A 12,462-nucleotide genomic window follows, 5' to 3' on the forward strand; every position below is an offset into this window, starting at 1 on the left:
CATGCTCTGATATGAGTCTGTTATTTGGACAATGTCTTCTGGCTGACCCGGATGACCACGAATTCGGCCGGTTTCACCGGAGCCACGCCGACTTCAATGATCAGCTGGCCGGCATCCCGGACCGCAGGCGGATTGTTCTCCTCGTCCACCTTGACGAAGAATGCTTCCTCCTGCGTAGTGCCATAAAGCGCGCCGTCTCTCCAGACACGGGTCAGGAAGGCCGTCAGGTTGCGCTTGACTTTGCCCCACAGGCTCGGGTCGTTCGGCTCAAAGACCACCCACTGGCTGCCTTCGTCCAGCGATTCTTCGATGTACATCATCAGGCGCCGCACGTTAACATAGTTCCATTCGGAGTCGGAGGACAATGTCCGTGCACCCCAAACGCAGATGCCTTCCGGCAGCGAGCGGATGACGTTGATGCCTTCCGGGTTCAGCAGCTCCTGCTCCGCTTTGGTGATGACCTTCTCGATGCCCACCACCGTGTCCAGATAGCCGTCCGTTGTTCCGGCCGGAGCCTTGTGCACACCGCGCACAGAGTCCACGTAAGCGTAGGTTCCGGCGATAGCGCCGGAAGGCGGCACCAGCTTTTGCTTACCGGTCAGCGGGTCATTGATGTACACCCACGGATAATAAAGCGCGCCGTAAGACGTGTTGAAGGAGTTACCGGAGAAGTTGCCCGCACCAGCCTTGAAGTCCTTAACCTCGGTTGGGGTCAGGCCGTGCGGCGGATCGACGATGAAGATGCAATCCTTCCGCTGCTTGCAGTAATTGAGCATATCGAGGATAGTTCCGCGGCTATAAGCCATGTCGGCCAGGTCGGGAGCGGCCACGATATTGATGCCGTCGATGGTGTCGAAGGCATGGATCCCGTTGCGGTTCACCGAATCGCCCAGGAAATCAATCGGCGACATCCCGTTTACACCGCCGCTGAGGAGCAGCGCGTTCTCGTTGAAGGCCGGAGTTTTCTCCATATTTTCCAGGACATCCAGATTGATCAGCGGAGTCACCTTTACAAAGGCGGACACCTCGTTGATCTTCTCTTCGAAATTGATCAGCAGCATGTTGTCGAATACTTCGACAATCTTGCCCTCTTCATCTTCACCGGCGTATTCGTCGTTAAAGTCGTCGTCCTCGTCATACTGCACAACTACCTTGAAGCCAAACTGTTGCTTGTTGGAGGATTGGCTCACCTTGACCGAAATCCGGTTGCCCCAGACCCCCTCGGAACGGGCAACGACCTTGAAGAGATCACCGTTCTCTGTGTCCCGGATGGTCAGCGAGGCCGGCTGAATGTCGGTAGGAGCCGCTCTCACCACATAGCAGGAAGTGCCCCCTTCGGCAAAAAAGTTATACACCGCATAAGCCAGATACCCGTTTGGAATAAACTGGCCGAATTCGCTGACGAACTGGCTCCAGTTCGTGACCAGCACCGCTTTGCCGATCACACCCTTTTCTGCGATTCCGACAAACGCCCCGACCGAGGTGCCCACACCGGCAATCGGCTTAACCCCGCTGGAGACTTCTTCCACATACACACCAGGCGATAAATAATTGGCCATCTTGTATCCTCCTAAAAGTTTTGTGAGCTGCGCTTCCTTGGTAATACTTCGTACAAAACTCGCATCGGAAGCATTCGCTTAGTTTTGTGAGCTGCGCTTCCTTGGTAATACTTCGTACAAAACTCGCATCGGAAGCATACGCTTAGTTTTGTGAGCTGCGCTTCCTTGGTAATACTTCGTACAAAACTCGCATCGGAAGCATACGCTTAGTTTTGTGAGCTGCGCTCCCTGTTAATGCTTCGTGCAAATAAACAAATGATTCTCCGCTCCAGTTATCCTCCATGAATCACTCCTTTCACAGAAGAAGCAGACTAATATGGATGAATGCCGAGTTCGCGGGTCTGAACCCGCGGGATCGTAATCCGCTTGTCGGCAGGCAGCCTCACCGGTGAGACCAGATAAGACAAGCTGACCTTGGCCGGCTTTCCGGGGAAAACCTCCCAGAGCTGCTTGATATCCTGGATCGTCAGATTATTGTAGGAAATCCGGATCTCCTCGTTGCCGCATGCGGCCAGATTCCCGGTCAGATCGGCGCCGCTCAGCACCGGATGCTCGTGGAACAGCTGAAAGATCCGTCCCAGAATAAGCTGCTCCGTCTCCCGGTCTTTGGCGTATGGCGTCAGCAGATAGTAAAGATCCAGGTAGGCCGGCGGGTAATAGAAATCCTCTGTGCCGCCGATCTCCTCCCGCTCGCTGTTGCGCATGCTGGGGCTGTGGCTCAAATAATACAAACACATCGACAGCTTCATCGTAGAGCTGTCAATATCGCTGGGGGAGCCGAAGCTGATGAAGCTGTCATCGTTCAGCTCCGGCACACCCGCTTTCAGCAGCGCCTTCAGGCTCGTGCTGACATCTCTGATCACTGTACCGGTATCCACGGCCATCGTCAGTTCACCTCAATCAGTTGGTGGTATGGAGCATAATCGGACTGCAGGAAGGTTCTGCCCAGCTTTCGGTATTCGCGCTTTGCCGCCAGCATGATCTGCTTCATCCCGATGGGACAGCCCTCATGAGCCGCATAAAAAGCGGCGTTCAGCGCGATATTCTTGATGTTGCCGCCGGCAAGCGCAAATTTGTCTGCGATGAACTTGTAGTCGACCGTATCGTCCACCGGGGCACCGGCCGGGAACATCCCCCGCCAGATTTGCTCGCGCTGCTCTTTTTCGGGAAAAGGAAATTCCAGCTTGAAATTCAGTCTGCGCAGGAAGGCATCATCCAGGTTCTGGTTCAGGTTCGTGGCAAGAATGACGATGCCGGAGTATTCCTCCATCTTCTGCAGGAGATAGCTGATCTCCACATTGGCGTAACGGTCATGGGCATCCTTCACTTCAGAGCGTTTGCCGAACAAGGCATCGGCTTCATCGAAGAACAGGATGGCGTTCGAGGTCTCCGCCTCGTCAAAGATCCGCGATAAGTTCTTCTCCGTCTCCCCGATGTACTTGCTGACAATCTGCGAGACATCAACCTTATACATCTCCAGATTAAGCTCGGTGGCAATGACCTCGGCAGCCATCGTCTTGCCGGCACCGGGCGGCCCGGAGAACAGAATGTTTAACCCCTTGCCCAGCGACAGCCGCCCGGCAAAACCCCACTCCCCGTATACCAGTGGACGGTACTTCACCTGGTTGCATATTTCGCGCAATTGTCCCATCGCTTCGTGCGGCAGCACCAGCATGTCCCAGGTATACACCGCATCAATCTTGTTCGCCAATGTGCGGATCGTGCGTCCGGATTGCTGGTAGCAGGCCTGGTACAGCTCCTTCACGCCGATCTCTCCGCTGGCTGAGCCGTTCCACACGGCAAGGTCCTCCCCGCCGCGCAGCGCCGCACGGATCTGCCCTCTGGAGAAGCGGAACGCTCCGCTTAAGTCGGCCAGATCGACGGCCTCTGAGAGGGTGTGGCCGGAAGCGTAGCTTTGCCATGCTTTACGGCGGGCGGCGGCATCCGGCAGCGGGAAGTCAACCTGCATGAAATGGAGAGGAATCTCCGTCAGGTTCTCCCGCCACGCGGCCTCGCCCAGAATGAACGTGAGCGGAGCCCGTTCGCCGAGCGTTTGCAGCAGCAGCCGGATCTGCGGATTGTACCGGTCATCCTCGGCTGTCAGTGCGTCAAAGCTGGTGAAGAGCAGCGCCGTATGATGCAGCAGGGCATGCCGGCCGATCAGCCGCAGTAGCTCAGGGTAGCCATTCTCAAGCAGGAGCTTACCCGCATCGGCAACCAGCAGCGCCGCACCGAGCCGCTTACATACAGTTCCGGCGGCGGCAAGCTTCTCGGCTTCGTCCCCTCCGCTGCAATACAGCAGCGTTCCGGGCCAGCCCTCCGCTCCGGCATGTTGCCGGTTCACGAAGCGCAGCATTTGTCTCACCTGCATGTCACTTTCTTCTGTTGTTACAGGAATAGTGTCTGCCGGATACAGCCTGGCCGCCGGAGCCAGCCTCCCGTCCAGCGTCTCGAAGCCGAGCAGCGCGCTCACGCTCCAGTCCTCCAGCTTCAGCGGCCGGGCAATCAGCGGGACGCGGCTGTCTCCATATTCGCCTGTGCGGTCCAGCAGATCATGCATCAGCGGTGCGGTTCGTTCGAAAGAGAGCCGCGCCGCCAGCTGTTCCTCCCCCGACTCTGCAAACAACGACAGAATCAGCTCTACGGCCGGGCCTCTGGCGGAGAGGTCGTTCTGGAGGCAGGCATAGACGCGCTCATATTTCCGGTCCAGCTCAGGGGCCAGACAAGCAATGAGGCAATTCCGCTCCAGCACCGACAGCTTCAGCTTCGAGGCGATATGGGGCAGCATCAGTTTAACGCCTGCTTCCCTGCTTAGGGCCAGCCGCTCGGAAATGTTCCGATCCAGAGAGGTTATGGAGGACGCAAGCCCTTGTGCGGTTTCCGTCTGAGATGCATCACCGCCCAGCAAAGCGATGATCTCCTCATCGATTAGCGTCTGCTCCCCGTTGCCGGCAGATGCGCGGTAATAACGCAGACGTAGGTCTAGCAAGCGGAGCTCGTCTGATAGATATTCGGCATTTGCGGTGTAAGGGTGAACCGGTTTTGCGTCTGCTGTTTGTTCAGGTGCGATAAGCTCTTCTTGCTGGTGCACCTCCGTCGCTACCACTGTTTCTTCCCGCATTTCAGCAGACTCCGGCTGATTCACGGCAAGTGTTGGATGAACTTCAGTACCGGTTACTTTTTCAATTACAGGCTGACCAAACCATTTGGATTGTCGTTTGAGTTTCATGACATGTGATGTCCTCACTCTTTATTTTTCTCGTTCACTAATATGGAAGTTTGGGAGGGGGGAATACAACTGAAAAGAAAATGTTCCAGCTATTTTTCAGCAGGTTATGGGGAGGGAAAGAAGCTTGTGGAAATGAAGAAGAATCAATGGAAAGAGGCGGGATAGAGTTATTACTTCATCGTTAGCAGAAAAAACAGCCTCTTTCCCTTCACGCGACAGACAGCAAGCAGAAATCAGAACCGTTCAAAGCAATCGTAATTGCGCTGGCGGAAAATTAATCCGTCCCTAAACTCAAACACACAGCAAAAATAAGCCTTCAGCTCCTGCCCGGCTCTGAAAGTCCCAAGATCCGCACCGACGACCGCCGTCCATATCACCTCAGTAATTACGGCGTTCTCTGTCTCAAATGCGTGCTGAATGTCATAACTCTGCGATGACAGCAGCTTGGCCCCATTGGGCATCCGTTGGAATAACACCTTCCAATCACTGACCGTAAGGGTTGCCGTCAGCCAGTTGGGATATTCGGTCTGCTTGATGTCAGGATGAAAAATGCCTGCATAACGGGATTCCTCAGTCACAAATTGCTCGGTTAGCGCAAAAAACTCCTTCACAACATCAAGGTTCATTCGATCCACAGCCTTCCTTTTTTTATGGTCTCGATCGCATCGTACCACAAATTAATATTAATCGCTTATGTAATTATCACATCAACAACGCCAATTACTGATACATATGAGATGACAAAAAACCACAAGAGTTTGTTCCCCTCCTGTGGTCTAATTTCAGTTTAAGAATCTTCTTATTTTTCTTCTAGTTGTCTCTTTAAATACTCAGCGATTTCTGTTTGTCCGACTTGTCTTGCATATTGGTATGCATCCATGTTCTCAATGTTTTCACCAGAGTATTTAATTGAAGTATCTATTCCTTTTACAACCAGATATTTGATCACTTCTATATGACCATCATCTATAGCTGCAAATAATGGATTTCTCTGAGCTAAACTGACATCGATCTCTGCTCCGTGATCAAGTAAATACTGAACGATTTCCAAATGCCCTTCTCCTGCCGCGAGATTTAGCGCAGATCCATCAAAGGTACCACCCTTTTTATTTATATCTATTCCTTTTTCGAGCAAAAACTTAACGATATCGAGATGCCCCTTCTTTGCCGCTACATGCAGCCATGTGCCAAATGCAGTCATCGTATTTAAAATTTCTTTATCATAACCTATCAGACGTTTCACTTCCTGAATATCATCATCCTTTATAGCATTTCGGATTTCCTTTATACTAGCTGCGTTAATCAATATAAAGCCTCCATTTCTATTAATTTCATTTCCTACTACCAAGATTATAGTGAACTTTTACCGCCAAGTTACCATATTAACGCGGATTGAAAGGTCATATATATATGTTACCTTTATTGGATTTATTTTCAATAATAAGATCAGAGATAGTTTATACATTTTGCTAAGTGCTGCAGAAAGAGCAGTTCAAGATGCATCTAAATCTGGAAACATACCACACTCAATACCCTGAAGGCATTTTAAGGAAAAAAGGCCGATCCTCAACCTTTTCAAGTTGGAATTGGCCTCCTCTAAATATTCATAAGTGATAAATTTAAAATCAAGTTCCATAAACCTCATAGACGTAAGACATGAAGATTTTATTGCATTTATATTAAATCAGCATTTCCGCATACAGTACGCCTGCTAATAACCTCCCTTTTTCTTCATTCTCTAGCTGTTCTAGCTGCGGCATCAAATCGGAGAAGTAAGTGTCCCCCCATTTATTAATAACTGCAGTACACTGAGCCACGAGTTTATTAAGGGAGAGTTTGGCATCAACACATTTTCTGGCTGAGGATTTCAGTTCTTCAAGGGGCTGTGAGAGCTCTTTTTCGGAACAGAGTAAATCGTACATTCTCCTTGAATAATAGTAGTATTTCTGCCTTCCTTTTGCTATGAAAGGACTGGCCATATCCTTCTCTACTGCTGCAGCCAGACTGGAGATACTCCCGCTTAATTCAATGATTTTGTTGCCTATGGATTGCACAATTTCGTCAGAGATTTCATATTCAGAATAGACCACAATTTTAAATCCGAGACTCAGCACTTCTAATCTGTCATCAGGAAATTCAACCGGTGCGATCCATAGGGCTACTACAACATCACCTCCCTTTGCCCGATTATCGGTGCATTTGATATACAGGCCGATTTTATCGTTATATCGCTTTACAAACACACAGTAGCTATCTTTAGAAATCAATGAAGATGTAAACTTGTACCCAATTTTGGCAACGGCCAAGCCAAGGGTTTCTTTCATAGATTCAGCAAAGGTTGTGCCCATAGTTATCCTCCAGCCTTCTAAAATGGTTTGTCCGGACCATAGGTCCAAGGTATGCCCGCACCGGTCAATTTATCCAGCAACGGCTTCATTTCAGGCGCCGTTGTCGGGTTATGCTCAAAGTGCCAATGTGGTTTTGCCTCCTCGGAATTTAAAAGTTTAATATCCTTCTCTATCTGCCGCTCCATTCGAGTTAACTCTGATTGGGTTCGTGGCCCGTTGTTAAAATTATCTGATTTATATTCTATATCTTTCCCTTTATAGCGTGCATCATAATTTCTTCCGACATCATTAAATCTTCTACCATCTAGATTCCCGAACAATTCTGAAACCCTTTTATCATGCCACTCGGTTATATACTGCCATCTAGTCTTCTTCGGACCTTCACTACCATTCCCCGTCTCCTTAGTAGATACGGGTTCAGATTTGGCCTCTATTTCAGTATTTCTTTTTGTAGTGCCGTGATGAGCTGGGTCCCCGGTTATTTTAGAATCCTGGATAGATTCTGCAATCTCGCTGCCGGTACTACCTGGAGACTTCTTCCCACGCTTAGCCAGATCCTCAGGGTCCTGGTCGGGTAGTTTTCCGTGCATAATCTCTATCTTGGGATTAACTATTCCGTACAACCAGAAGTATCTGCCCTTGCGTTCCAGCTCGAACCGCTTGAACTTGAACCTGTTCAGGATCTTGTCGAGCAGACCCTTGAGCTTCGTGACCCCCTTCGTGAATCCCTTTTGCAGATTCTTGATCACAACTTTACCATTGCGGATGATCATACTGCCTGACTTGGAAGCGAGGGTGGCTCCGGATTTCAGCAGGCTCTTGACGCTGCGTACGCCTGCGCTTGCCGCGTTCTTGGCGCCCTTGGCCGCCACGGTGGCGCCTTTCTTCACCGCTGCGCCGGCTTTCTTCAGGCCTTTGCCCAGGCCCTTGAAGCCCAGCTCCATCGCCAGCTCGACCAGCCCCATTGCCATCGCCGTCGCCAAGGCGATCGAAGCGGGCTCGACCAGCTTCTGCCAGCCCTTGCTCAGATATTGGCCGATATAGCCCGCCGGTGACAATCTCCAGCACTACCACCGCAGCCAGCGTGCCGACAATCGTTGCCAGCAATTTCAAGCCGTTCGCCTTCATCCATTATCCGGACGTGCCGCCACGCCAGAGATGATAAAAAAACCACAAGAGTTTGTTCCCCTCTTGTGGTCTAATTTCAGTCTAAGAATCTTCTTATTTTTCTTCTAGTTGTCTCTTTAAATACTCAGCGATTTCTGTTTGTCCAAATTGCCTTGCATACTCGTAGGCATCCATATTTTTTATATTTTCACCGGTATACTTAATTGAAATATCTATGCCCTCTTCAACCAAATATTTTACTGTGTCAATATGACCACCATATATGGCACTGAATAATGGGTTTCTCTGCGCTAAGCTCACATCAATTTTTGCACCTTGATTAATCAGATATTCTACGATCTCCAAGTGCCCCTCTCCAGCTGCCGTATATAATGCAGATGCATCGAACGTGTCGTCTTTTGCTTCAATTTCGATACCTGTTTCTATTAAAAATTTCACAATTTCAAGCTGACCTTTTGTTGCAGCTACGTGGAGCCATGAACCGAATGCCGTCATTGTGTTTAAAACTTCTCGATCGTCGCCTATTAACCGTTTCGTCTCATTTAAATCGCCACGTTTAATTGCAGACCTAATTTCCTTTATTAAATTTACATTATCCAAAACAAACCTCTCCTCATTGTTCAATTATCTACTGCTGTATTCTTTGTCCCTCTTCAACCCAATATTTTACAGTCTCAAAGAGCCTTCCTCGTCTTCAACTGACAGCTCCTATGCCAAGCCAGTGCGGACTCTCCCGGTCAAAATATCGCAATGCCCAGCACTAATAAAAAGAGCAACCATGGACGTTGGACCACAGTTGCCCTTTTAGTACGTTCTCCCCTTACAGTCGATGCATGCTCAATAGCGCCATCTCTTACTGCATATCTTCCTCATCATAGTGGTAATACTGAATTCCTTTCTCTTCGGGCGGTAAATGTTCTCCGTGGAGTAGCTCTACCTGTTCTAATCTTTCCCTGTTCTCTAGCTTGCTGATGAATAATGCATAGAAATCGCCGGAGGTAGGATAAGCAAACAGTCCGTAACCGTTCTGTGATAGAATCCGGTTCGTCTCCATGACCTTATCAGGTAAGAACTCATACTCAAAATCATCCAATTCCTCAAGCTCATCTCCAGAAGCCAGTTCCAAGTTTCGATCAAATTCATAATCCAGTATAAAACTTGTGATCTCCTGGTCCTGTTCTCCTTTGTAATCAAGGTACAAGAACTTCTGTCTGGAGAGCCCATATTCTAATATGCTCTCATGTCTGCTATTCTTCCGATCATTCAGAATAGCATCTACATCATTCTTGTCTTCAAATATGAGCTCTACAAACACTTCGTCACTCATACACAGTCCCTCCGGTAATTATTGAAATAGTCCGCCATATTGATTGGGAAGATACTCGGGATAATTCTTCCGATAGAAATCATCAATGCTCCGCATCAGCGGGTCCCATTCGGGATAAGGCTCATGGATGTTGAACTCCATTTTCGCCTCTGGTGTATTCATTAAAAAATCATTGAACTCATTAGGCACAGGCATTCCGATTTTAGTTCGTGCATGCAGCAAAAATAGGATTTCATACGGGTAGAAACCGTATCTGTAATCACCGAATTCACCCATTTTGTCGATCTCCGAGACCAATACGGAATGGCGCACGGACATTTCAGCAATCAGTTGTTCCATTTCATAGGAACTGGCTGTCTTCCATTGCTCCAGCACCTTACCGTAAATGCCAAGGTCCTCAGGGATTAATCCGTATGGAATCTCAGCTTCTTTAAATTTCTGAATCACGGCAAGATGCACCTGCTGATCGGTGTCCAATAATCTTTTATCTCTGAGCTGCAAGTATAGCTCCAGCAAGAACCAGATGTGCCTGTCCGATTCTCTGGCCTGCATTAAATGCCCTCCCAAATTATTGGCGATAAAGTCAAATAAAATGTTCTCTTCCTTCTCCCAGCCAAACATAGTGAAATGAATCAACGCACCTACAACGTCCCCGAAAGAATATCCTACTCTCATTTTTGGATACTTTACTTTGTACAGATCATGTCCCATACATTGGTAGAAAACCGTCATCTGCATGATTTTTAGCGTTTCTGTCCGCTTACCGCCATTCACCAGGACATCTTTCTTCCATTGCTTCAAGTAATAAGTGAAAATATCTAAATGACTTAACAGTAATATATGATCTTTTTCTGTCTGATTTGAATCCACTATATCTTGAACTTCATTGCTTCTTTCATCATAATCTTGTCTGACAACTTCATAATTTGTCCCGGAAACTACATCTTTTTTATATTTTTTAAATGCCGTCTTCAGCTTTTTGGGATTGATCATAGTTTGCTCCTTTGAATTCTATTTTATCTCAGTCCATTCTTTGATCTTTAATCGCTCAACACCAAATCCGGTTGGGGTTATCTTGATCTCGGTTTCAACTCGGATGTAGCCGAATTCCAGACCGGGGTTCTCCCTTTCTAATTTTGCCATGTTTCTCCTTAGCTCTTCATACTTGGAGCCCGATCGCTTAAGGATACTCTCCAGATAACTAGCTCCTCCTTCTTTCTGGCCGGCTGAATATTTAAAATTAGCCATCTCTGATGCTTTGGACTCGACTATTGTTAATTTTGGAGGAGGCCCCTTCGACAGGAACGCTGAATCAATTCCATTTCTTCCTGTCTGGAACATGGAGGAGACGTCATCGCCTAAGTTGTTGTCTTTAGCTACTTTTTTCGCGATTTCTTCTCCAAAATCCCCCTTATCATGGGTGAAATATTTCTTGGTTCCATCCTCTTTGAGATTATTGATCTTTCTTTCATACTCTTTCGCAGCCTTCAAGTCAAAATTGGCACTTATATCATCCGGTGTATTCAATGAATTGGCCAGCTTATTTCTTCTGCGGGTTAATCTGTTAAACTCTTTTTTGTTTCCTTTTCTTTGAATCCTTGCTATTTCATCATCTAATCGTTGGATTTCTTTCTTAATATCAACTGGACTGGACGGATTCTTAGAAATCTTAGCATCATCAAGCGCCTCTGTAATCTCATTTCCAGTGTTAGGAGACTTCTTCCCACGCTTAGCCAGATCCTCAGAGTCCTGGTCGGGTAGTTTCCCGTGCATAATCTCTATCTTGGGATTAACTATTCCGTACAACCAGAAGTATCTGCCCTTGCGTTCCAGCTCGAACCGCTTGAACTTGAACCTGTTCAGGATCTTGCCGAGCAGACCCTTGAGCTTCGTGACCCCCTTCGTGAATCCCTTTTGCAGACTCTTGATCACCACTTTACCGTTACGGATGATCATACTGCCTGACTTGGAAGCGAGGGTGGCTCCGGATTTCAGCAGGCTCTTGACGCTGCGTACGCCTGCGCTTGCCGCGTTCTTGGCGCCCTTGGCCGCCGCGGTGGCACCTTTCTTCACCGCTGCGCCGGCTTTCTTCAGGCCTTTGCCCAGGCCCTTGAAGCCCAGCTCCATCGCCAGCTCGACCAGCCCCATTGCCATCGCCGTCGCCAAGGCGATCGAAGCGGGCTCGACCAGCTTCTGCCAGCCCTTGCTCAGATATTGGCCGATATAGCCCGCCGCATCCGCCAGGGTCTGGGCCACAGCCACTACAGCCGATGCATTCATGGCTGTCATCAGGAACTGCATCAATACCGGAAGGAATGCGGTGATGGCCCCGCCGGTGACAATCTCCAGCACTACCACCGCAGCCAGTGTGCCGACAATCGCTGCCAGCAATTTCAATCCGTTCGCCTTCATCCATTTTATTACATATGTTTTTATTTGGTCAAACACCAGTTTGACATTATTCGCGCGCATCGACACGCCGGCCTTGACTTTCCCGGCCAGGCTTTGCGGCTCTTGCTCCACTGCGAACTCCTTCTCAATGCCCGCAAGTGTCGCCGGCTGCGCACTGCCCGGCAGCTCTCGCGTCTCACCGTCGCGCAGGTTCATATCCTCCGCCAGCTCAGGCGAGATTTCGCCTTCTTCTACGGCATCCATCTCGATGTCATCCGCCGACAGCTTCTCGGCTTCTCCGGCGTCCGCCGCAGCCGTCTGCTCCGCCGCCGCTTCTCCTTCCGCCATTTCACCCAGCGGCTTCGAAATATCCACACCGATCAGATACTCCCACATCTTGCCCTCCAGATGGCTGAACGAGCGTTTGGCCGCCTTGCCGAGCGCGCCGATCCGCTCCATGACATCGAGGAATACGCTGAT

10 protein-coding genes and 1 pseudogene are annotated in these 12,462 nt (G+C 49.2%); all 11 read right to left on the reverse strand.

Translation table 11 applies throughout. The features are described from left to right. Positions 1-20: 20 nt before the first annotated feature. On the reverse strand, positions 21-1,559 hold the full coding sequence (locus tag F1381_RS12965; protein WP_151735274.1) for a phage tail sheath family protein: 1,539 nt from the start codon (positions 1,557-1,559) through the stop codon (positions 21-23). A gap of 311 nt (positions 1,560-1,870) precedes the next feature. Further along, the gene (locus F1381_RS12970) at positions 1,871-2,443 is read right to left on the reverse strand and encodes a Pvc16 family protein (protein ID WP_150275711.1); all 573 of its coding nucleotides are present in this window, start codon (positions 2,441-2,443) and stop codon (positions 1,871-1,873) included. Between the two features lie 2 nt (positions 2,444-2,445). Beyond that, positions 2,446-4,788 carry an ATP-binding protein gene (locus tag F1381_RS12975; RefSeq protein WP_222850438.1) on the reverse strand — a complete coding sequence of 781 codons (2,343 nt, stop codon included), beginning with the start codon at positions 4,786-4,788 and terminating at the stop codon, positions 2,446-2,448. Positions 4,789-5,021: 233 nt separating this feature from the next. After that, positions 5,022-5,414 (reverse strand): nuclear transport factor 2 family protein, encoded by a 393-nt coding sequence (locus F1381_RS12980; RefSeq protein WP_151735276.1) that lies wholly within the window; start codon positions 5,412-5,414, stop codon positions 5,022-5,024. A 173-nt stretch (positions 5,415-5,587) separates the two neighbouring features. Then, complete coding sequence (locus F1381_RS12985) at positions 5,588-6,094, reverse strand: ankyrin repeat domain-containing protein (protein ID WP_425495272.1); 507 nt, start codon at positions 6,092-6,094, stop codon at positions 5,588-5,590. 373 nt (positions 6,095-6,467) lie between these two features. Then, complete coding sequence (locus F1381_RS12990; RefSeq protein ID WP_151735277.1) at positions 6,468-7,136, reverse strand: hypothetical protein; 669 nt, start codon at positions 7,134-7,136, stop codon at positions 6,468-6,470. 17 nt (positions 7,137-7,153) lie between these two features. After that, positions 7,154-8,194, reverse strand: coding sequence for a hypothetical protein (locus F1381_RS28265; protein WP_187355323.1), 1,041 nt, complete (start codon positions 8,192-8,194; stop codon positions 7,154-7,156). Between the two features lie 163 nt (positions 8,195-8,357). Further along, on the reverse strand, positions 8,358-8,864 hold the full coding sequence (locus tag F1381_RS13000) for an ankyrin repeat domain-containing protein (protein ID WP_151735278.1): 507 nt from the start codon (positions 8,862-8,864) through the stop codon (positions 8,358-8,360). A gap of 253 nt (positions 8,865-9,117) precedes the next feature. After that, positions 9,118-9,591, reverse strand: a complete 474-nt coding sequence (locus F1381_RS13005; protein WP_151735279.1) for a DUF6630 family protein — start codon at positions 9,589-9,591, stop codon at positions 9,118-9,120. An 18-nt stretch (positions 9,592-9,609) separates the two neighbouring features. After that, complete coding sequence (locus tag F1381_RS28270; RefSeq protein WP_187355324.1) at positions 9,610-10,584, reverse strand: hypothetical protein; 975 nt, start codon at positions 10,582-10,584, stop codon at positions 9,610-9,612. A gap of 18 nt (positions 10,585-10,602) precedes the next feature. After that, positions 10,603-12,462 (reverse strand): annotated as a pseudogene (locus F1381_RS28820) (hypothetical protein); the annotation flags it as partial.

It is taken from the genome of Paenibacillus tengchongensis (assembly GCF_008973665.1).
GTDB classification, from domain to species: Bacteria; Bacillota; Bacilli; order Paenibacillales; family Paenibacillaceae; genus Paenibacillus_AQ; species Paenibacillus_AQ tengchongensis.

Excerpts from the sequence above, each read along its gene's own strand:
- F1381_RS12965 (WP_151735274.1), bottom strand. The coding sequence starts at position 1,559 with ATGGCCAATTATTTATCGCCTGGTGTGTATGTGGAAGAAGTCTCCAGC.
- F1381_RS12970 (WP_150275711.1), bottom strand. The coding sequence starts at position 2,443 with ATGGCCGTGGATACCGGTACAGTGATCAGAGATGTCAGCACGAGCCTG.
- F1381_RS12975 (WP_222850438.1), bottom strand. The coding sequence starts at position 4,788 with ATGAAACTCAAACGACAATCCAAATGGTTTGGTCAGCCTGTAATTGAA.
- F1381_RS12980 (WP_151735276.1), bottom strand. The coding sequence starts at position 5,414 with ATGAACCTTGATGTTGTGAAGGAGTTTTTTGCGCTAACCGAGCAATTT.
- F1381_RS12990 (WP_151735277.1), bottom strand. The coding sequence starts at position 7,136 with ATGGGCACAACCTTTGCTGAATCTATGAAAGAAACCCTTGGCTTGGCC.
- F1381_RS13005 (WP_151735279.1), bottom strand. The coding sequence starts at position 9,591 with ATGAGTGACGAAGTGTTTGTAGAGCTCATATTTGAAGACAAGAATGAT.
- F1381_RS28270 (WP_187355324.1), bottom strand. The coding sequence starts at position 10,584 with ATGATCAATCCCAAAAAGCTGAAGACGGCATTTAAAAAATATAAAAAA.